At 71.4% G+C, this 20,175-nt stretch carries 19 protein-coding genes; 12 read left to right on the top strand and 7 right to left on the bottom strand.

The genetic code is table 11. The features are described 5' to 3' along the window. The first annotated feature begins 203 nt into the window (after positions 1 to 203). The 8 genes from JOD60_RS15620 to JOD60_RS15585 all read left to right on the top strand — a co-directional run bounded on the left by JOD60_RS15620 (position 204) and on the right by JOD60_RS15585 (position 8,040). Positions 204 to 896, top strand: a complete 693-nt coding sequence (locus JOD60_RS15620; RefSeq protein WP_076691525.1) for a glycohydrolase toxin TNT-related protein — start codon at positions 204 to 206, stop codon at positions 894 to 896. Then, entirely contained in the window at positions 896 to 1,183 is a 288-nt protein-coding gene (locus JOD60_RS15615) for a hypothetical protein (protein ID WP_076691524.1), read from the top strand. The genes JOD60_RS15620 and JOD60_RS15615 overlap by 1 nt, the downstream gene beginning before the upstream one ends. Positions 1,184 to 1,282: 99 nt before the next feature. Then, a complete protein-coding gene (locus JOD60_RS15610; RefSeq protein ID WP_232321638.1) occupies positions 1,283 to 1,573 on the top strand; it encodes a WXG100 family type VII secretion target in 291 nt (96 codons plus the stop codon). 107 nt (positions 1,574 to 1,680) lie between these two features. Next, on the top strand, positions 1,681 to 1,905 hold the full coding sequence (locus tag JOD60_RS15605; RefSeq protein ID WP_076691523.1) for a hypothetical protein: 225 nt from the start codon (positions 1,681 to 1,683) through the stop codon (positions 1,903 to 1,905). A gap of 8 nt (positions 1,906 to 1,913) precedes the next feature. Then, positions 1,914 to 3,671 carry an ABC transporter substrate-binding protein gene (locus JOD60_RS15600; protein WP_076691522.1) on the top strand — a complete coding sequence of 586 codons (1,758 nt, stop codon included), beginning with the start codon at positions 1,914 to 1,916 and terminating at the stop codon, positions 3,669 to 3,671. Continuing rightward, positions 3,668 to 4,069, top strand: coding sequence for a hypothetical protein (locus JOD60_RS15595; protein WP_076691521.1), 402 nt, complete (start codon positions 3,668 to 3,670; stop codon positions 4,067 to 4,069). The genes JOD60_RS15600 and JOD60_RS15595 overlap by 4 nt, the downstream gene beginning before the upstream one ends. Before the next feature lie 345 nt (positions 4,070 to 4,414). Beyond that, the gene (locus tag JOD60_RS15590; protein WP_076691520.1) at positions 4,415 to 6,226 is read left to right on the top strand and encodes an ABC transporter ATP-binding protein; all 1,812 of its coding nucleotides are present in this window, start codon (positions 4,415 to 4,417) and stop codon (positions 6,224 to 6,226) included. Continuing rightward, positions 6,223 to 8,040, top strand: coding sequence for an ABC transporter ATP-binding protein (locus JOD60_RS15585; protein WP_076691519.1), 1,818 nt, complete (start codon positions 6,223 to 6,225; stop codon positions 8,038 to 8,040). The genes JOD60_RS15590 and JOD60_RS15585 overlap by 4 nt, the downstream gene beginning before the upstream one ends. Positions 8,041 to 8,085: 45 nt before the next feature. On the opposite strand, the gene JOD60_RS15580 is transcribed toward JOD60_RS15585, so the two are convergent. Both JOD60_RS15580 and JOD60_RS15575 read right to left on the bottom strand, forming a co-directional pair. Continuing rightward, positions 8,086 to 8,538: a GNAT family N-acetyltransferase gene (locus JOD60_RS15580; RefSeq protein WP_076691518.1), complete on the bottom strand. Its 453-nt coding sequence runs from the start codon at positions 8,536 to 8,538 to the stop codon at positions 8,086 to 8,088. Between the two features lie 238 nt (positions 8,539 to 8,776). Further along, positions 8,777 to 9,709, bottom strand: coding sequence for an N-acetylglucosamine kinase (locus tag JOD60_RS15575; RefSeq protein ID WP_076691517.1), 933 nt, complete (start codon positions 9,707 to 9,709; stop codon positions 8,777 to 8,779). A 234-nt stretch (positions 9,710 to 9,943) separates the two neighbouring features. Here JOD60_RS15575 and JOD60_RS15570 point away from each other — a divergent pair, with 234 nt between their 5' ends. Continuing rightward, positions 9,944 to 12,160 (top strand): NADP-dependent isocitrate dehydrogenase, encoded by a 2,217-nt coding sequence (locus JOD60_RS15570; RefSeq protein WP_076691516.1) that lies wholly within the window; start codon positions 9,944 to 9,946, stop codon positions 12,158 to 12,160. A gap of 96 nt (positions 12,161 to 12,256) precedes the next feature. Here the strand turns inward: JOD60_RS15570 and JOD60_RS15565 are convergent, their stop codons facing one another. Continuing rightward, complete coding sequence (locus JOD60_RS15565; RefSeq protein ID WP_076691515.1) at positions 12,257 to 13,786, bottom strand: L,D-transpeptidase; 1,530 nt, start codon at positions 13,784 to 13,786, stop codon at positions 12,257 to 12,259. Positions 13,787 to 13,850: 64 nt separating this feature from the next. Then, positions 13,851 to 14,276 (bottom strand): hypothetical protein, encoded by a 426-nt coding sequence (locus tag JOD60_RS15560; RefSeq protein ID WP_076691514.1) that lies wholly within the window; start codon positions 14,274 to 14,276, stop codon positions 13,851 to 13,853. Positions 14,277 to 14,373: 97 nt separating this feature from the next. Here JOD60_RS15560 and JOD60_RS15555 point away from each other — a divergent pair, with 97 nt between their 5' ends. From JOD60_RS15555 to JOD60_RS15545, 3 genes are all read left to right on the top strand, one after another. Further along, the gene (locus tag JOD60_RS15555) at positions 14,374 to 15,510 is read left to right on the top strand and encodes an ROK family transcriptional regulator (protein ID WP_076691513.1); all 1,137 of its coding nucleotides are present in this window, start codon (positions 14,374 to 14,376) and stop codon (positions 15,508 to 15,510) included. Positions 15,511 to 15,576: 66 nt separating this feature from the next. Next, on the top strand, positions 15,577 to 15,747 hold the full coding sequence (locus JOD60_RS15550; RefSeq protein ID WP_232321637.1) for a hypothetical protein: 171 nt from the start codon (positions 15,577 to 15,579) through the stop codon (positions 15,745 to 15,747). Next, positions 15,740 to 16,519: a glucosamine-6-phosphate deaminase gene (locus JOD60_RS15545; RefSeq protein ID WP_076691512.1), complete on the top strand. Its 780-nt coding sequence runs from the start codon at positions 15,740 to 15,742 to the stop codon at positions 16,517 to 16,519. Before JOD60_RS15550 ends, JOD60_RS15545 begins: the two co-directional genes overlap by 8 nt. A gap of 420 nt (positions 16,520 to 16,939) precedes the next feature. Here the strand turns inward: JOD60_RS15545 and JOD60_RS15540 are convergent, their stop codons facing one another. The 3 genes from JOD60_RS15540 to nagA form a co-directional block, all read right to left on the bottom strand. Continuing rightward, positions 16,940 to 18,301 (bottom strand): FAD-binding oxidoreductase, encoded by a 1,362-nt coding sequence (locus JOD60_RS15540; protein ID WP_076691511.1) that lies wholly within the window; start codon positions 18,299 to 18,301, stop codon positions 16,940 to 16,942. Next, a complete protein-coding gene (locus tag JOD60_RS15535; RefSeq protein WP_076691510.1) occupies positions 18,298 to 18,717 on the bottom strand; it encodes a YrdB family protein in 420 nt (139 codons plus the stop codon). The genes JOD60_RS15540 and JOD60_RS15535 overlap by 4 nt, the downstream gene beginning before the upstream one ends. 309 nt (positions 18,718 to 19,026) lie before the next feature. Next, a complete protein-coding gene (nagA, locus tag JOD60_RS15530) occupies positions 19,027 to 20,163 on the bottom strand; it encodes an N-acetylglucosamine-6-phosphate deacetylase (protein WP_076691509.1) in 1,137 nt (378 codons plus the stop codon). Between the last annotated feature and the right edge of the window lie 12 nt (positions 20,164 to 20,175).

The raw sequence follows: 20,175 nt of genomic DNA, 5'->3' as shown, positions 1-20,175 counted from the left end.
CGCGGAGCTCGCCGGCGGCTGAGCCGCACCGCATGAGTGGGAGCGGCGCCCGACATGAGCGAGTGAGAACGTATGGCGGTAGCGGCGATGCCGCTGCATAGGCGGTCGTGGGTGATGGTGAAGCGTGTTCCCGTGGCGGATGTTGACGAGGGCGGGGTTCGAAAGGATGCTGATCTCGTGACCCTCGACGTCGGCGGCCACGGATGAGCAGCATCAAACCCGTCATCCGTGAGCTACGCCAGGCCGTGCTCGACGGCATGGCGCACGCGAAGGACAAGCTGCACCAGGTCGCAGACCATCTCGACGACCATCTCGACACCGTCATTCGGCGCGTCAGGGATCAGGATCACTTCGACGCCCCCGACGCGACGAAGAACGCGCCGGCACTACCCGACGCGACCCTCGTTCCGCGGCCCGAGACGCTCACCCCGGATGGGCGCATCGATTGGTCTCGTGCGCCGGGGGACGGTTTCGTGCTCGACGCAGACGGCAAGCCGATCTTCTCCGAACATGTCCCGCAGGCGGGCGACAGGTTCGACCGCTACGGAGAGCCGAGCGGACGATTCGTCTCGCCGCTCTCGGCCGATGGCCCCTTCTCCTACGACAGTCGATCGCTGCCCTACGTCGAGAACCCGAACGCGTATCACGCCTACGAATGGCTGCACTCGCCCGCTGACGTGCGCAGTGTCTACGATTCGCTCGATGACGCGACACGAGGCGATGTCGATCTGGTCCTCGAGCAGTACAGCCTCGACGTCTCCGATTTGACGACGGTCCTCCGAGGCGAAGCGGCCGCGATCCTGGAGTGGGGGACGTCGGGTGGGGCGACGCAGGATCTGCTCCCCACGAGTGTCGAGCTGCTGGACGTGATGGGTATGATCCGGGAGGTCTTTTGATGGATGCCGACGCGTTGATGACGATCGTGCGCGAGGAGGGCCTTGACCAGCCGGTGCTGGAAGGGCACGGCGTCCTGCGCAATGAGGCCGTCGTGCTGCAGCGCGAGGGAAGCGGGTGGACCGTCTTCCTCGCCAACGAGCGGGGAGGTCGCATCTCTTCGACGGTTCGTGAGTTCGAGAATCGCTCGGACGCGCTCGAGCACGTACTCGAGAAGCTGCGGCAGACGGCGCGGGCACGTGAGGCGATGGCGCGACTTCGCGCCCGCCGCGCGGCAGCGGATGGGTAGTTCTGCCCATGGGATTTCGCGAGGTCGTTGGTTAGCCTCGGGATGGCGGGGTCGTTCGGACTCCGGACGACGTAGGACGACACGCTGGGAGGCGGGTTCATGGCACACGATTTCGGTGCAACGTACAGCGAGATGGAGAGCGCGGCGCAGCGTCTGCGCGACGGTCGCCAGACTGTGACCGACACGCTGAAGGAGCTGCAGGGCATCATCGATGACCTGGTGCAGGACGGTTTCAAGACGGAGAACGCGTCGGAGGCGTTCTCGACCGCGTACTCGGAGCTGACGACGTCGCTCGATGACGCCGCGGAGGCTGTCAACGACATGGCGCAGGCTCTGGACCGGATGGCGGACCGCATCCGTGACACGGACGCGGAGCTCGCCGGCGGCTGAGCCGCACCAACGACGCAGGGTCGTGGGGGGATCGCAGGATCGCCCCACGACCCTTCGTCGTCACCGGTGACGATTAGGATCATTCCGACGGACGGAGCGCGCAGCCGATGACCCCCTCGCAGAGCTACTGGTACAACCTCAGCACCCAATCGGTGGTGCGTGACGACGTGCGCCCCTCCGAGGACTGCCTCGGCCCGTTCGGCAGCGCGCAGGAAGCCGAGGAGTCGCCCGCGGTCCTCGTCGAGTACGCCCGCGCCTGGCTCGAGAGCGAGGAGAGCGAGCCGTACCGGCAGATGGCCGCTGAACTCGACGACGACACCGACCTCCGCTGACCGGCACGATGGGGCTCCGTCGCCGCGTCGCGGCCACCGCGGTCGCGCTGGTCGCCGTGACGCTCGCCGCGTGCGCTCCGGCGCTGCCGGAGTCGGTGGTGCCCGGGACGCACGCCGTCGTGGGTGTCACGGGCGAGGTCACCTCCAGCAACCCGCTCGCCTCGCCGACACCGGCGAATCTCGAGCTCGCCGCGGCGACGCGTGCCGGCTTCGGCGCGATGGTCGACGGCGAGTTCGTCCCCGACCCGAGCTTCGGTGCAGTGACGATCAGCGGCGACGATCCGTTCACCGTCCGATACGACCTCGCCGAGCCGTCCTGGTCGGATGGCACCCCGGTGGACGCCGCCGATCTCCTCCTCGGCTGGGCCTGGGCGGCCGGCATCCTGCCCGCCGATGACGCGGATGCCGGTGCGGAGGCCGAAGCGACGGATGCCGGTGCGCAGGCGAGCCTCGAGCCGGAGATGGCCGGCGTGCCGGAACTCGACGAGTTCGGCCGCGCGATCGTGGTGCGCTTCGCCGCGCCGACGATGCTGTGGCAGACCGCCGTGACGGCGCAGGTTCCGGCGCACATCGTCGGGCGCCTCGCGTTCGGACTCGACGACGCGATGGAGGCCAAGCAGGCGGTGGTCCGGGCGATCGAGGACGACGACGCCGCCGCCCTCGCGAAGATCGGCGAGGCGTGGGATGAGGGCTTCGCGTGGGGCGAGGACGACGATCCCTCCGCCGACCTGCTGCTCTCCAGCGGCCCGTACCGGGTGGACGACGTGACCCGGGATGCGACCGGGCAGAGCGTGACGCTCGTGCCCAACGCCGCCTATCGCGGCGGTGCGGCGGCGCAGGTCGCCCGCGTCGATCTGGTGCCGGCCGGTGCCGACGCGGTGGCCGAGGTGGGCGCTCGTCTCGACGTCGTGCAGGTGGCGCCCACGGCCGCCAACGACGCACCGATCCGCCAGCTGGAGCGCCGCGATGCGACGGTGGCGACGACGCACGACGGCACGGTGTGGAGCCTGCTGTTGCGCCCCGCGGGCGTGCTGACCGATGCGGCGGCGCGCGCGGCGTTCCTCCGCCTCGCGCCGGTGGGTGACATGGTTGACCGTGGCGCGGGACCGTGGGCGGCGGCATACGCCAAGACGACCTCGATGCTGGCGATGCCGGGCTCCCGCGCGTTCGACGTCGTCGCGGAAGACTCCGGGTTCGCCGCCGCGATCGGCACCCCGGCAGACGACGCCGCGCTGGACCGTGAGGCCGCCGGTGTGCCGGCGGGCGCGACGGTGTGCGTGCTCTACGACCGGGCAAGCCCGTTCGCCGCCGGGGCGTTCGCCGCGCTGCGCGACGCCGCGGCCGAGGGAGGATGGACGGTGACCGACTGCGGCGCCGACGACATCGACGCCGCCCTCGCACAGGGAGGCTGGGTCGCCGCCCTCGCCCGTGTTCCGATCCCGCGGAGCCCGGCGCAGATCGCCGAGCAGTGGGGGAGCGCGAGCACCACGGCGCTCACATTGCAGGCGGATGCCGAGCGCGACACCCTCATCGCGCAGTACGCCCACACGGTGGACGTGTACGACTCCCGCGACCTGCTCGCCCAGATCGAAGCCACGATCGTCCGCGCCGCCGTCGCACGGCCGCTCGCGATGAACCCGGTGGTGACGCTCGCCGACCGCGACGTGACCGGCGTGGCTGCGCGCAACGGACCGGGGCCGATGCTCCTGCCCGGCATCGCGCAGTGGAGTGCCGCCGTCGATCCGACGGAGGTGACGGCGCCGTGATCGCGAGTCCGCAGGCGATTCGCATCGACCGTGGCGGCATAGCCGCCGAGGCCGTGATCTCCTGGCGGTACGAACGCGACGGGTGGACGGTCGAGCTCGCCTCAGCCGCGACCGGTGCGGTGGCCGCGCACGCCGCCGATGCCTTCGAAGCCCTGTGCCGCGTGAGGGAAGGACTGGAGCCGGAAGGGTGGCGCGTCGGCGTGGCAGGTGCACAAGCCGATGTGTGGCCGAGCGGCATGGCGCGCGACCAGGGTGGAGGCCTGGCCGCCTACCGCCTCGGAGCCGAGGCGGACGCCGTCGTCGACACCTTTGCGCCGGTCGATCCGACCACCACATCGACGGTCGCGGCCCAGCAGGCCGTCGCCGAGCGTGCGGGCCTGGGGCGTCCGTCGGCGTGAATCCGCGCTCGTCCGTCTTGCGTCCAGCGATCTCCCAGGTCTAGGCTGAAGGGCTGTCGTGTCGTCACCGGCGCGGCGGTCCCCGCTCATCGACTCCTGGAGGAAGCCATGTCCACGGCCATCGTCATCGCGAAGCCCGCTTCCTTCCGTGCCCCGGCCGTCGCCGGCGCCACCGGGAGCCGGCGGGGATAACACGCGCTCGCGTCCTCCTTCGGCGGAATCGTCCCGCCGCTCGTCGCGTTCTCCCCGCCAGGGCCAGCTTCGTCCTGCGGCGCCTCCGCGCGCCTTCTGTCACCTCCGCCGGCTCTGTGACCCCGGCATCCGCACCACCCCTTCGCAAGGATCATGACCTCTTCCACCGAGAGACTCTCCACCCCCCGGGCGCTGGCCCGGCTCTACCCGTTCGCCAAACCGGTGCTGCCACGTCTCGTCATGGGCGCCGCGAGCGCGCTCGTCGCGAGCCTGCTCGCGCTGTCCATCCCCCTCGTGCTCGAGGTGCTCGTCGAGGGACCGATCGCCTCCGGCGACCAGATCCAGCTCGTCTGGGGCGCCGTCGCCATTCTCGTGCTGGGCCTGCTCGAGGCGGCGATGGTGTGGCTGCGCCGCTGGTTCGTGCTGGCGCCGTCCACCGCCGTGGAATACGACCTGCGCACCGGCTTCTACAAGATGCTGCAGCGTCTGCCGGTCGCCTTCCACGACCGCTGGCAGTCCGGGCAGCTCCTCAGCCGCATGATGCAGGACATCAGCATGCTGCGGCGGTGGATGGCCTTCGGCATCGTGCTGCTGGTGGTGAACATGCTGACGATCCTCGTCGGCATGGCACTGCTGTTCCGCTGGCACTGGGCCCTCGGGGTGACGTTCCTCATCGTCTGCGCGCCGCTGTGGTACGCCGGCTACCGGTTCGAGAAGACGTACGGCACGCTTGCGCGGCAGAGCCAGGACCAGGCCGGCGACCTCGCCACCAGCGTGGAGGAGTCGGTCCACGGCATCCGCGTGCTCAAGGCCTTCGGTCGCGGCTCGCACGCCCTGCACAAGTTCACCCGGCAGGCCGAGACGCTGCGCGAGACCGAGCTGAACAAGGCGCGCGTGGTCGGCTGGATCTGGTTCTGGCTCGTGCTGCTCCCCGACATGGCCTTCGCGCTGTGCTTGGGCGTCGGCATCGTGCTGCAGCAGCTGGGGCAGCTGCAGCTGGCCGAGCTCGTCGCGTTCTTCGCGATGGCGACGGTGCTGCGCTGGCCGATGGAATCGATCGGCTTCCTGTTCTCATTCCTCCTCGACGCGCGGACGGCCACCGACCGCATCTTCGAGGTGTTCGACGAGCAGAACACCATCACCGACCCCGCGGAGCCCGCCACGATCACCGCGCCCCGCGGTGCGCTGCGTTTCGAAAACGTCCACTTCCGTTACCAGGATGCCGCGGACAGCGAGCGCGACCTGCTGGACGGCATCGACCTCGACCTCATCCCCGGCGAGACGATGGCCCTGGTGGGACTCACCGGATCGGGCAAGACCACGCTGACGACGCTGCCGGGGCGGCTGTACGACGTCACCGGCGGGCGGGTCACGATCGACGGCGTCGACGTGCGCGATCTGACGCTCCGGGAGCTGCGCACGCACGTCGGCATGGCCTTCGAGGACTCGACGCTGTTCTCGCAGTCCGTCCGCGAGAACGTGCTGCTCGGCCGGGAGGACCTCGTGCTCGGCAGCCCCGAGGCCGAGGCGGTGCTGCGCGAGGCGCTCGCCGTGGCACAGGCCGGGTTCGTCGACGACCTGCCCGACGGGGTCGACACGATCATCGGTGAAGAGGGACTCTCGCTCTCCGGCGGGCAGCGCCAGCGTCTCGCGCTGGCGCGCGCCGTCGCGGCTCGGCCCGCCGTGCTCGTGCTCGACGACCCGCTGTCGGCGCTCGACGTCGACACCGAGGCGCTCGTCGAGGACGCGCTGCGGGAGGTCATGGCCGACACGACCACGCTCGTGATCGCGCACCGCCCCTCGACCGTCATGCTCGCCGACCGCGTCGCGCTGCTTGAGGCCGGCCGCGTGACCGCCGTGGGCACCCACGCCGAGCTGCTGCGCACCAGCGAGCACTACCGCTACGTCATCTCCAGCCTCGAGTTCGAACAGGCCCGCCAGCAGGCCACGGAGGTCAATCGATGAGCACCGCAACGGTCGCCGGGACCACCGGCGAAGACCGCTCGGACTACACCCGCGAGGAGTCGCGGTCGATCCGGCGCCGTTCGCTGCGCCTGCTCGGCTCGCTCGTCGCGCCGCTGCGCTGGCAGCTCGCGCTCGCCGCGCTCGTGCTGGTGATCTCGACGGCGCTGCGCGTGGCTGGGCCGGCGCTGATCGCGTACGGAATCAACACGGCGCTGCCGCAGGTGGTCAGCGACGCGAACTGGATGCCGACGATCATGATCGTCGCGGTCTACCTCGTCGCCGGCATCGGCGGCGCCGCGCTCATCGGCTGGTACGCCGTCGTCGCGGCGCGCCTCACGCAGGCGGTCATGCTCGACCTCCGCAAGCGCATCTTCCTGCACACGCAGCGGCTCAGCCTCGAGTTCCACGAGTCGTACACGTCGGGTCGCATCATCTCGCGGCAGACGAGCGATCTGGATTCCATCCGGGAGCTCCTCGACGGCGGCCTGAACGAGCTGGTCTCCGGCATCCTGTACGGCGCCTTCACCCTCGTCGCACTGCTGCTGATCGACTGGCGCTCCGGCCTCGTGCTGGCCGTTGCGGGCGTGCCGCTGTACTTCCTGATGCGGTGGTTCTACCGCAACTCGCAGCGCGCGTACCGGGAGTCGCGGGTGGTCTCGGCGAAGGTCATAGTGAAGTTCGTCGAGACGATGACCGGCATCCGTGCCGTCAAGGCGTTCCGCAAGGAGCCGCGCAACGACGAGGAGTTCGGCGATCTGTCGGGGCAGTACCGCGATGTGAACATGCGCTCGCTGCGTCTGTTCGGCACGTTCGAGCCCGGCATGATGGCCGTCTCGGCGTTCGCCGTGGCGGCGGTGCTGCTGTGGGGCGGCATCCGGGTCGCCGACGGGTCGCTGCTGGTCGGAACGCTGCTGGCGGCGGTGCTGTACGTGCGGAACTTCTTCTCGCCGCTGCAGGAGATCGCGATGTTCCTCAACTCGTACCAGTCAGCCGCGGCAGCGCTCGAGAAGGTGTCGGGAGTGCTGGACGAAGAGCCCACCGTGCCCGACCCCGCGAAGCCGGTGGACCTGTGGGAGGCGCGGGGGCACGTCGAGTTCCGCGACGTCGTGTTCGGGTACTCCGACGACCGCACGATTCTGCCGCACTTCTCGCTCGACATCCCCGCGGGGCAGACGATCGCGCTCGTCGGCACGACGGGAGCCGGAAAGTCGACGCTCGCCAAGCTCGTGTCGCGGTTCTACGACCCGACGCGCGGACAGGTGACGCTCGACGGCGTCGACCTGCGGGCGCTGCACCCGAAGGATCTTCGCCGCGCGATCGTCATGGTCACGCAGGAGGCCTACTTGTTCAGCGGCACGGTCGCCGACAACATCGCGCTCGGCAAGCCCGACGCGACGCTCGAGGAGATCAAGGCGGCCGCGCGCGCGGTCGGTGCCGACGGGTTCATCGAGCGCCTGCCCGACGGGTACGCCACCGACGTCAACAAGCGCGGCGGCCGCGTGTCGGCGGGACAGCGCCAGCTGATCTCCTTCGCGCGCGCCTTCCTCGCCGACCCGGCCGTGCTGATCCTCGACGAGGCGACCGCGTCGCTCGACATCCCCAGCGAGCGGCAGATCCAGAACGCGCTGCAGACCCTGCTCGCCGACCGGACCGCGATCATCATCGCGCACCGCCTGTCGACGGTCGCGATCGCCGATCGCGTGCTCGTCATGGAGCACGGTGAGATCATCGAGGACGACGCGCCCGATGTCCTGATCGCCGGCACCGGCAAGTTCGCCAAGCTCCACGCCGCTTGGCGGGAGTCGCTGGTGTGATGACGGATGCCGGGGCGCGCGCCCCGGCATCCGCTCACCACATCGCTACAGGCGGATCTCGGCGACGACCTCGCCGTACTCGGTCTCGTCGACCGGCTCGAAGCCCACGCGGGAGAAGAACGCCTCGGGGCCGCCCTCGCCTGCTTCGTAGATCACGTTGACCCGGTCCATGCCGCGGGCGCGAGCCTCTTCGATCAGCTTCTCCACGGCGAAGCGGCCGACGCCGCGACCCTGGTCGTCGGCGTCGACGTTGATCCGCCACAGCACCGAGTGGAACCGTTCCTGCTCCGCCTCGGGATCGAAGTTCGCGCTGACGAATCCGACGACCTCGTCGCCGTCGAGTACGACCCGCTGCCAGGCGGTCGCGGGATTGATGACGGCCCCGGCGACGGCGTAGCTGGTCGGGGCGATGAACTGCTCCTGCCCTGGTTTCAGCGACAGCGCGTTGACGGCGACGATGGTCGCGGCAGACAGTTCCACCAGGCGCAGTTCGGTCATGACGACAGGGTATCGGTAGCCGTCGCACCCCGGCATCCGACTTTCGTCAGGAATATTCGCCTCGGTGCGCGCGGTGGGGTGCGGGCGGTAGCGGGTGCGGGGCGGCGTCCGGGGTTCATCCGTCGCAAGTGGTGCTGTCGCGGGGGTTTCGCCGCAGTTTGCGCCGGTTGAGTGGGCGCCAGGCACCAGGCGCACCGCGGCGCACGCCCGTTGTCGAGCGCGTCGGGCACCCCCGCGGTCAGGCTGAGCCTGCGCGCTGCACCACCGCCGTCAGGGGGTGGGCCGGCGAAAGATCGGCCAGCGCCACAGCGCCGTCGATCCCCAAGCCGCGTGCGGGGACGATCTCGACGTCGTCGCCGGTCGATCCACCGGTGAGGGCGTCCTCGAACGCCGTCTGCAGGGACCGCGAACGAAACACGCCGCCCAGCGCGCAGACGGCGAACCGCTCGTCGTCGTCGCGTACTCGGGCGATCGCCGCCCGCACACTCCTCGCGAGCTCGGTCGCCGCGGCCTGCGTGATGCGCAGGGCGCCCGCGTCGCCGTCGTCGGCGGCGCGGGCGACGGGCGTGGCGAACGAGGCGACGATGCGTACGCGTTCCTCCTCCGCCTGGAGTGCCATGTACGCCTGGGACAGGTCGGGCCAGCGCTCGCGCACGGCGTCGGTGAGCACCGTCGCCGGACCGCGGCCGTCGTACGCGCGCATCACCGCGTCCAGCGCCTCCCGGCCGATCCAGTACCCGCTACCCGCATCGCCCATGATGTAGCCCCAGCCGTCGACGCGCGCGGTCGCCCGGGGGCCGACCGCGAGAGTGACGACGCCGGTGCCGGCGGCCACGACCGCCCCGTGCCGGTCACCGAGCGCACCGAGGAACGAGGTCGTGGAGTCGTGAGCGAGGATCGCGCCGCGGATGCCGGTGTCCGCGACGAGTGCCAGCAGCGCGTCGGCGTCGGCGTCACGCGCGGTGAGCCCCGAGACGCCCGCCGTGACCAGCGCGGGCGTGGCCCGGGTCTGGGTGAGCGAGGCGCGGGCGACGTCCGCGAGCTGGGGGAGCAGCGGCCGGTGTGTCTCGATGCCGGGGAAGACGAGCTCGTCCTGGACACTCGGGGTCTCCAGACGCACCTTGATGCCGGTCTGGCCGGCGTCGATGGCGAGCACGCTCCTGGTGGTCATGACGGTTCCTTCCTGCTCAGCGCAGTATAGGTCGTGCGCAGTGGGCGGCCCGGGTGCTGCGCGAGACGGCACGTCGATGACGAGACGGCGTGCGCCACGTCCCGTCTCGGCACGAATGTTCCGTCTCGCGGATGCCGGGGCGTGCGGGCGCGAAGATATCTTGACGTCGAGATACTTTCGCGTGGTGCGGTAGGCTGAATCCGACCCCGCGACGCTCGAAAAGAGAGATCATCCGTGCCTGAGTCCACCATCATCTACACCCACACCGACGAGGCTCCCGCGCTGGCGACGGCGTCGTTCCTGCCGATCGTGAAGGCCTTCGCCGGGCAGGCCGGCGTCGAGATCGACACCCGCGACATCTCCCTCGCCGGCCGCATCCTCGCGGCGTTCCCGCAGCGCCTCACCCCCGAGCAGCAGGTCGGCGACGCCCTCGCCGAGCTCGGCGGGCTCGCGACGCTCCCCGAGGCGAACATCATCAAGCTGCCGAACATCTCGGCATCGATCCCCCAGCTGAAGGCCGCGATCGCGGAACTCCAGTCGCAGGGCTACGACATCCCCGACTACCCCGACGACGCGTCGACGGTCGAGGAGAAGGACATCCGCGCCCGCTACGACCGCATCAAGGGGTCGGCGGTGAACCCGGTGCTGCGCGAGGGCAACAGCGACCGCCGCGCGCCGCTCGCGGTGAAGAACTACGCCAAGAAGCACCCGCACCGCAACAAGGCGTTCGCGGCCGGCTCGAAGACGCGCGTCGCGACGATGGGTCATGACGACTTCAAGAGCAACGAGAAGAGCTGGATCGCCGCGCACGACGACGTCCTCACGATCCGTCACACCGCGACCGACGGCACCGTCACGGTGCTCAAGGAGGGCCTCAAGGTCCTGCCGCGCGAGGTCATCGACGCGACGTTCCTCTCCGCGAAGGCGCTCGACGCGTTCCTGGCCGACACGATCGCCCAGGCCAAGGCCGAGAACGTCCTGTACTCGGTGCATCTGAAGGCCACCATGATGAAGGTGTCCGACCCGATCATCTTCGGTCACGTCGTGCGCGCGTTCTTCGCCGACGTCTTCGACACCTACGGCGCGCAGCTGACCGAGGCGGGACTGAACGGCAACAACGGCCTCGGCGCGATCCTCGCCGGTCTCGGCGAGATCGAGGGCGGCGACGCCATCTCGGCGAAGATCGCCCAGGACCTCGAGAACGGTCCCCGCCTCAGTTACGTCAACAGTGACAAGGGCATCACGAACCTGCACGTGCCCTCCGACGTCATCGTCGACGCCTCGATGCCCGCGCTCATCCGCAACGGCGGCAAGCTGTGGGGCAAGGACGGCGGCGAGGACGACACGATCGCCGTCATCCCCGACTCGTCGTACGCCGGGGTCTACCAGGCCGTGATCGACGACGTCATCGCCAACGGCCCGCTCGACCCCGCGACGATCGGCACCGTCCCGAACGTCGGCCTCATGGCGCAAGCCGCCGAGGAGTACGGCAGCCACGACAAGACGTTCGAGATCCCCGCCGACGGCGTCGTCGAGGTGCTCGACTCCGACGGCACCGTGCTCATCGAGCACCGCGTCGAGCAGGGCGACATCTGGCGCGCGACCCAGACCAAGCACATCGCGATCATGGACTGGGTGCGCCTCGCGGTCACCCGCGCGCGGGCGACCGGCGTCCCCGCCGTCTTCTGGCTCGACGTCAACCGTGCCCACGACGCGCAGCTCATCGGCAAGGTGCACCAGGCTCTCGCGACGCTCGACACCCACGACATCACGATCGTGATCCTCCCGCCGGCCGAAGCGACGACGTACACGCTCGCGCGTCTGCGCCGCGGCGAAGACACCATCTCGGTCACCGGGAACGTGCTGCGCGACTACCTCACCGACCTGTTCCCGATCCTCGAGGTCGGCACGTCGGCGAAGATGCTCTCGATCGTGCCGCTCCTCGCCGGCGGCGGCCTGTTCGAGACCGGTGCGGGCGGGTCCGCCCCGAAGCACGTGCAGCAGCTGCTCGAGGAGGACTACCTCCGCTGGGATTCCCTGGGCGAGTTCTTCGCGCTGGCGGCATCCTTCGAGCACCTCGCGGAGTTCACCGGCAACGCGAAGGCGAAGATCCTCGCCGACACGTTGGATGCCGCGACCGGCACGTTCCTCGAAGAGGACCGCTCGCCGGGCCGCGCGCTCGGCACGATCGACAACCGGGGCAGCCACTTCTACCTCGGTCTGTACTGGGCGCAGGAGCTCGCGCGCCAGACGGCGGACGCCGAGCTGGCCGCGGCCTTCGCGCCGATCGCGCAGCAGCTGGCGGATGCCGAGGCCACCATCGTCGCGGAGCTCAACGGCGTGCAGGGCCACCCCGTCGACATCGGCGGGTACTACCACCCCGACGAGGCGAAGGTCGCTCAGGTCATGCGCCCGTCGCAGACCCTGAACGCGGTGATCGACGCACTCTGACGAGCGCACGACACGAGGGCGGATGCTGCGGCATCCGCCCTCTTCGGTCGTGCACGCGATGCGGAGCGGTTTCGGCTCGTCGCTGGCGCTCCCGACTCAGGCGTGGATCCAGACGTCGACGCCGTTGGGCGACCAGTCGTAGATCTGCTTCGCGCGGGAGTTGGGCATGCCGACGCAGCCGTGGCTCATGGGCGTGCCGAAGTTGTTGTGCCAGTACACGCCGTGGAAGGCCTGGCTGCCGTTGAAGTACATGATCCACTCGATGTTGGGGACCTCGTAGTTCCAGTACGGATCGGTCGCCGACGTCGAGCTCATCGTCTGCACGCGGTAGTGGCTGTTGACGCGGTAGTGCCCGGTGATGGTGGGGGAGCGGGACTCGCCGCTGGAGATCGCCCACGAGTCGACGACGTTGCCGTTCTCCTTCAGGTACAGCCGCTGCTCGCTGAGGTCGACCTCCAGCAGCCGCTGCAGCGTCGTGGTGACCGCCGGGGTGACCTCGACCGGCAGCGCGTACGCGCCGTTGCCCGAAGCCAGCTGGTTCGCGAAGTCGTTCGCCACGCCGCTCGTGTCGCCGAGGACGCGCCCGTCGGCGCCGGCAACGGTGGTCTCCAGCACGGTGCCGTCGGAGTTCGTGATGACCGTGCCGTTGACGGGATCGCGGTTCACGAGGGAGGCCAGCGTGTCGACGACGGGCTGGATCTTCGCGGCATCCGCGGCGATCGTGAAGTCGCCGTCGGCGGCCGGGGTGATCGTCAGCCAGCTCGCGGCGGTCGCGGCATCCACCGGCACCGTCCGCTCGTCGCCGACGTAGAAGCCGATGTTCGCGAGCATCGCGTTCGCCTGGTCGGCGGCGGCTTGCGCCTTCTCGGTCGTCGCCGGGGAGGCGACCGGGCTCGAGGTGAGGTCGATCGTGGCCGAGGTCTTGCCCGCGACGAAGGCGTCGTGGAGGGCGGCGGTGACGGCGTCGACATCGATGCCCGTGCCGTCGACGGCGGGGGTCACGACGAACGCGGTGCCGTCGAACGAGACGGCGGCCGGCGTCGGATCGGTGAAGGCGGCGGGCACGGCGGCGCGCAGCGCGGCCGTGGCGGCGTCGGCGTCGAGGGTGATCGGCGCGTCGACAGCGTCGCCGAACCACTGCGTGACGTTCCACATCGGCCGCTCGTCGAATGCGGCCGATGCCAGCGCGGCCGCGTCGACCGTGGCGCCGAGGTCGGCGCCGGTGACCGTCGGGCCCCCGTCGCCGAGGACGAGGGATGTGGATGCCAGGCGCTGATCGATCGCGTCGGTCGCCGCCCCCGGAGTCATGAAGCCCACAGGCACGCCGGCGACGGCCGTCCCGGGCGCGATCAGCACGAGCGAAGCCGCGACGGCGCCGGCGGCCACGAGCGCGACCGGTGCGCCGATCCACAGCCAGAGCCGCTTCTTCTTGGGCGCGGGCTCGGCCGGAGCCCACTGCACGGGCGCGGCGCCGTCGCCGGAACTTCCCGGCGTCAGCGCGCCGGGCGCGGCGGGTGCGTCCGGGTGATCGAGCACGGCCGTTGCGGCCGTCGTTGCGGTGGTGTCGGCGAACGCCGAGGGCTCCGCCCCACCGTCGGCTTCGTTCTTCGTGGCGAGATCGGTCACCGCGACACCCCCGTGTTCTGCGCTCCCGCGCCCCTCAATGGTACGGGATCGGCGCCGATCGTCGTCACGGTGTGGTACAGAGCTCGGCGAAGCGGGTGAAGCCGTCCTGGATGTCGGTGGTGATCTGCTGCAGTTTCGGCAGCTGTGAGAGGTCGCCGCCGGCGATGGCGGTGAGGGTCTCGGATGCCGCGGCGAACCCCTGCTGCAGCTCGGGGAGGAGCGCGGCGACATCCGCGTTGCCGACCGCTCCCGCGGCGGCGCCGAGTCGGTCGGCGACGCCCGACAGCGCCGTCACCGCCGCCTGGGGATCGCCGGGGTCGATGGCCCGCAGCTGGGTGACGGCGTCATCCACGCCGGCGCGGACGGTGTCGCATGCCTCGGCGACGGTCTGCGTGTCCGAAGAGGTGGGGGAGGGCGACGGCTCCGGCGTCGATCCCGCGCACGCCCCGAGGGCAAGGGTGGCGGCGAACAGGGCCGCGACGGCCGGCATCCGGACGGATTTCTCGAATGTAACGATTTTGTAGACGCTCCTGCCAAGTACGCTGCACGGCTTGCAGTCCGTTTGTTCGTAAGGTGTACTAACAATCATGTCGAGATCGGATCTGCAGCGCAGCGGACGCGGGATGCGCCACGCCGCCAAGGTGCTGCCCGAGTACGCGCGGGCGCACAACCGATCGCTCGTGCTGCGGACCCTCTTCCACCAGGGTGCCATGTCGCGCGCGGACCTGTCGCGCGAGACCGGCCTGACGCGCGTGACCATCTCCGACCTCGTCGCAGAGCTCATCGACGACGGCTACGTCGCCGAGCGCGGCCTGCGCGAGGTGACCGGACCCGGCAAGCCCGCCATCCTCGTCGATCTCGACCGGGAAGGCCACCGCATCGTCGGGCTCGACCTCTCGGGCACCGACCGCTTCCTCGGCGCCGTGCTCACCCTCGACGGCGAGATCGTCGCCCGCCACGACGCGCCGGTGCCCGCCGACACCGCCGACGTCGTCGAAGCGGTCGTGGAACTGGCATCCCGCCTGGTCGCCGACGCCCACGCGCCGGTCCTCGGCATCGGCGTCGGAACGCCGGGTGTCGTCGACGATCACGGCGTCGTGCTCACGGCGCCGAACTTCGGTTGGACCGATGTCGACGTCGAGGGGGCGCTGCGCGCCCGGCTGGATCTGCCGGTCCTCGTCGCCAACGACGCCAATGCGGCGGTGCTGGCCGAGTACACCTTCGGCGGCGCCGCCGACGACGTCCTCGTGGTGCGCGTCGGCCGCCGCGTCGGCTCGGGCCTGCTCGCGGGCGGTCAGCCCCTGCGCGGCAGCCGCTTCGCGGCCGGGGAGATCGGCCACGTCACCGTCGGCACCGACGGGGGACCGGTCTGCGTCTGCGGCAAGATCGGCTGCCTGGAGGCGTGGCTGTCCGTGCCCGCCCTCGAGGCGCGCCTGGCCGAGTCCGGCGCCGACCGCGACGCCATCCTCCGCGACGCCGGCGATCGCCTCGGCATCGCCCTCGCGCCGGTCGTCGGCGCCCTCGACCTGTCGGAGATCGTGCTCTCCGGCATCCCTGATCTTCTCGACGGGACCCTCGCGCAGGCGACCGTCGAGACGCTGCGTGCCCGCACGCTCGCCCAGTTCCATGACGGCGTGCAGGTGCGAATGACGACGCAAGGCGAGGACATCGTCCTCCGCGGCGCGGCCGTCATGGTCCTGTCAGGACAGCTCGGGGTGTCCTGACACCCCTCATCCCCCGGATGGGTCACCCGGCCCCGGGAACCACCAAGAGAGACAAAGGAAGACACCATGAACAAGAAGCTCGGAGCCCTCGCGCTCCTCGGCGCTTCGGCTGTCGTTCTCGCCGGATGTGCCGGAGGCACCGGCGGCGAGTCCAGCGGCACCCCCGCAGCAGCGGAGCTGCGGGTCTGGCTCGTCGGCTCCGACACGAACGAGCAGGAGGCTGTCGTCCATGGCTGAGATCGTGATCGTCCCGTCCGCTGCGGCGGCGGGGGAGCTCGTCGCCGAAGAGATCGTGAAGCTCATCACCGCACGCCCCGATGCCGTGCTGGGGCTGGCGACCGGGTCGACGCCGCTGCCGGTGTACGAGGCGCTGCGCCCCCGCCTGGCCGGGGTCGACGTGTCGCGGGTGCGCGGGTTCGCACTCGACGAGTACGTCGGCATCGACCCGCACCACCCGGAGAGCTACCGGTCGGTCATCACGAAGGAGGTCGTGGAACCGCTGGGGCTCGACCCCGAACGCATCCACACCCCCAACGGCGCGCTCGAGACGATCTCGCACGCCGGCGAGGACTACGAACGGGCGATCGCGGATGCCGGGGGCATCGACCTGCAGATCCTCGGGATCGGCACCTCCGGCCACATCGGCTTCAACGAGCCGGGATCGTCGTTCGCCTCGCGCACCCGCGTGAAGACGCTCATCGAGCAGACCCGGCAGGACAACGCGCGCTTCTTCGACTCCGTCGACGAGGTGCCGATGCACTGCATCACGCAGGGCCTCGGCACGATCCTCGAGGCGAGGCACCTGTTCCTGCTGGCGTTCGGCGAGGGCAAAGCCGCCGCCGTCGCGGGTGCCGTCGAGGGTCCCGTGACGTCTTCGCTGCCGGGATCGGCGATCCAGCTGCATCCGCACACCACCGTCGTCGTCGACGAGGCCGCCGCCTCGCAGCTGGCCCACGCCGACTACTACCGCTACGCGTTCGCGAACAAGCCCGCCTGGCAGGGCCTGTAAGCGCGACGCCCGGACGCGGTGTCGGTGCCGCCCGTCTCGGGTGCCGCCGGTGGCGGCGCGGCCGGTGGCGGTGCCGCCGGTCTCGAAAGCAGGCTGGATCGACACGGACGGCCGTGTTCGGGGCCGCTGGGGCCGGTTCAGCCTGCTTTCGGCACGCCGGGACGTCCTGCCCGGGTCGCGCCGGGACGTTCTGCCCGGGTCGCGTCTGGGCCAGTGGCGGCGCCGCCGGTGGCGGCGCGGCCGGTGGCGGTGCCGCCGGTCTCGAAAGCAGGCTGGATCGACGCGGGCGGCCGTGTTCGGGGCCGCTGGGGCCGGTTCAGCCTGCTTTCGGCGCGCCGGGACGTTCTGCCCGGGTCGCGTCTGGGCCGTTCTGCCCGGGTCGCGTCTGGGGCCGTGCTGCCCGGGTCGCGTCGGGGCCGTTTAGCGGTCGAAGACCTTGCCCGGGTTCAGGATGCCGGCGGGGTCGAACACGCGCGTGATCTGACGCTGCAGCTCCCACTGATCGTCGCCGAGCTCGTCGCGCAGCCAGCGGCGCTTGAGCACGCCGACGCCGTGCTCGCCGGTGAGGGTGCCGCCGAGCCGCAGCGCGGCGCGGAAGAGGTCGTCGGCCGCGGCCCAGATCTCCGGCGGCACCTCGGTGCCGGAGAACACGAAGTTCGGATGCAGATTGCCGTCGCCGGCGTGACACACGGTGGGGATGCGCACGCCGTGCTCGCGCTCGACGCGGGCGATCTCGTCGAACATCGCGGGCAGGGCGCTGCGCGGCACCGAGACGTCCTCGATGAGCGTCGTCCCGAGGGTCTCCATCGCGGGGTGCATCGACCGGCGGATGCGCCACAGCAGTTCCGCCTCCGCGTCGTCGGCGGCCAGGCGCACGGTTCCGCCGGCGGCGGCGAGCGTCGCCGCGATCGCCTCCGCCTCGGCATCCGCCGCGGCGCCGTCGGTCTGCACGGTCAGCTGCGCGCGCCCCGGTGTCACCTGTTCCAGACCCAGCAGCGCGTGGACAGCCGCGAGCGACGCGGCATCCATCAGCTCCATGATCGCCGGCTGGACGCCCGACGCCGTGACGGCGGCGGCGCCCGCGGCGGCCGCCCGCGCGTCGGGGAAGGTCGCGGTCAGCGTGCGCGCGTGGCCGGGGACGAGGCGACGCAGCTTGAGTGTGGCCGCGACGACGACGCCGAGCGTCCCCTCCGAGCCGATGACGAGCGACGTGAGGTCGAGGCCGGTGACGCCCTTGACACTGCGGTGCCCGAGGCGCAGCAGCCGCCCGTCGGCGAGCACGAGGTCGACGCCGAGCACCGCGTCGCGGACGACGCCGTACTTCGCGCACAGCAGCCCGCCGGCGCCGGTGGCGATGTTGCCGCCGACGGTGGAGATGTCACGGCTGGCCGGGTCGGGCGCCCACCACAGGCCCTGCGCGGCGAGGGCGGCATTGAGGTCCGCGTTGAGGATGCCCGGCTCGACGACGGCGAGCAGGTCGTCGGGGCGGACCTCCAGGATGCGGGTCATTGCGCGCACCGACAGGACGATCTCGCCCGCGCCGGCGTTGGCTGCCCCCGCGAGGCCCGTGCCGGCGCCCCGCACCACGACGGGCGTCGCGGTCGCGGTGGCGATGCGCATCGTGGCCTGCACGTCGTCGACGGATGCCGCGTGCACGACGGCCAGCGGGGTTCCGGCGGCGGCGTGCCCGGACTTGTCGGCGCGCGCCCGCTCCAGCAGGTCGGGATCGGTGTCGACGCGATCTCCGAGCTGAGCGCGGAGCGCGGCGACGACGTCGGTCATGCCAGGCGTCGGCGGCCGGCGACGAGGCCCACGGTGACGGCGACGACGGCGTAGGCCAGGCCGATCCACGCGTTGCCGCTCGTCCACCAGACGATCGTCGCGGCGGCGTAGACGAGCAGTTCGACGAGCGCCCGCACGAACGGGTGCACCGGAATGACCGCGCGTGGCGACACGAACAGCGCCCAGAGGAGGATCGCGATCACCGGGGCGCCGATGCCGACCGCGATGTTCCACGGGAACGGCCACGCCGTGAACCCCCACACTGCGAGCGTGCCGAACGCGAACAGCTCGCACAGGAACGCCAGCACGTCGACAGCGTCGAGCGCGGGACGCGTGCCGGCGGGGAGTCCCGGGGACGCGTCAGCGGCACGGGGCGCCTCGGGCGCGCTCGGTCGGACGTGCGGCAGTTCGGACATGAGCCCAGTTTACGCGGCGCCGTTCGGTGCCGACGGGGCGAGAGCGGCGGACTGCGGGGGAGAAGTCAGGCGCGACGGCGGCGACGCGACGGCTTCTCCGTCTCGGCGGGGGCGATCGCCGACGCGGAGGGGGCGTCGGCTCCGACACCGGTTCGGCCCGACCGCCACGCGGCGGCCGCGCACCTCGGGGGAGGCGTCGCGGCGCCGGAGGGGGCAGGCAGGGCGGCAGCGCGGGGGCGCTGCCGCCCTCCGTTCACCTCGCGAGAGTCCTCGCGGTGGTCGGTGGTGCGCGGGTGACGCGATCGCCCCTCAGATGCGGATGCCGTCGACCCAGACCCCCGCGACAGTCAGCGCGTCATCCAGCAGCACGGCGTCGGCGGCGGCGCCCGGGCGGAGTGAGCCGTACCGCCCCTCGACGCCGATCGCGCGCGCCGGCACGGTCGTGAGCGCCGCGACGGCGGCGGGCAGCGGCAGGCCGCCCGCCACGACGAGCCGGAGCGCGGCATCCTGCGTGAGGGTCGAGCCGGCGATCGCGCCACCGACGTCGAGGCGCGCGGCACCGTCGATCACGGTCACGGCCAGGCCGCCGAGCTCGTAGTGGCCGTCGGCGGCACCGGCGGCGGCCATCGCGTCGGTGATCAGCGCGATGCGGCCCGGCGCCTGCGCGAACGCCAACGCGATCACATGCGGATGCACGTGGAACCCGTCGGCGATCACTTCGAGCGTGACCCGCTCGTCGCGCATCGCCGCGACGATCGGCCCCGGCGCGCGGTGGTGGATGCCGGGCATCGCGTTGAACGCGTGGGTGAGCAGCGTCGCGCCCGCATCGAAGGCGGCCGCGGCTTCGTCCTCGGTCGCGGCGGTGTGGCCGACCGCGACGGCGACCCCGGCGGCGACGAACTGCGCCGTGGCCGCAAGGCCGCCCGGAAGCTCCGGGGCGAGGGTCACCTGGCGCACCGTGCCGCGGCCCGCGTCGACCAGGCGTGCGATGCTCTCGGCATCCGGCGCCCGCAGCAGACCCTCGGTGTGCGCGCCCTTGTGACCGACGTCGAGGAACGGCCCCTCCAGGTGCGAGCCGAGGATCGTCGCGTCGCGCTCGGCGAGGTCGGCGATCACGCCCACCCGCGCGGCGAGATCGTCGATCGACGCCGTCACCAGCGACAGCACGGCGCGGGTCGTGCCGTGCGCCCGGTGGACGGCACGGGCGGTCGCGATCGCCTCGGCGCCGTCGTCGAACGCGGCGCCGCCGCCGCCGTGACCGTGGATGTCGACGAACCCTGGGGTCAGGTACGCACCGCCGCCGTCGACGGTCTCGGCCACCGGCATCTCGCGCCACGACGCACCGGTCCCGCGGGCGAGCACGACGCCGTCGGCGAACGCGACCCAGGCGTCGTCGGTGATGAAGCCGTCATCGACGAGACGCAGCGAATGCAGGACGGTGGTCATGCACGGATCCTG

Origin of the sequence: Microbacterium aurum (assembly GCF_016907815.1) — a bacterium.
GTDB lineage: Bacteria > Actinomycetota > Actinomycetes > Actinomycetales > Microbacteriaceae > Microbacterium > Microbacterium aurum.
Note: the sequence above shows the minus strand (reverse complement) of the source record. Positions and strands in the feature narration are given on the sequence as shown.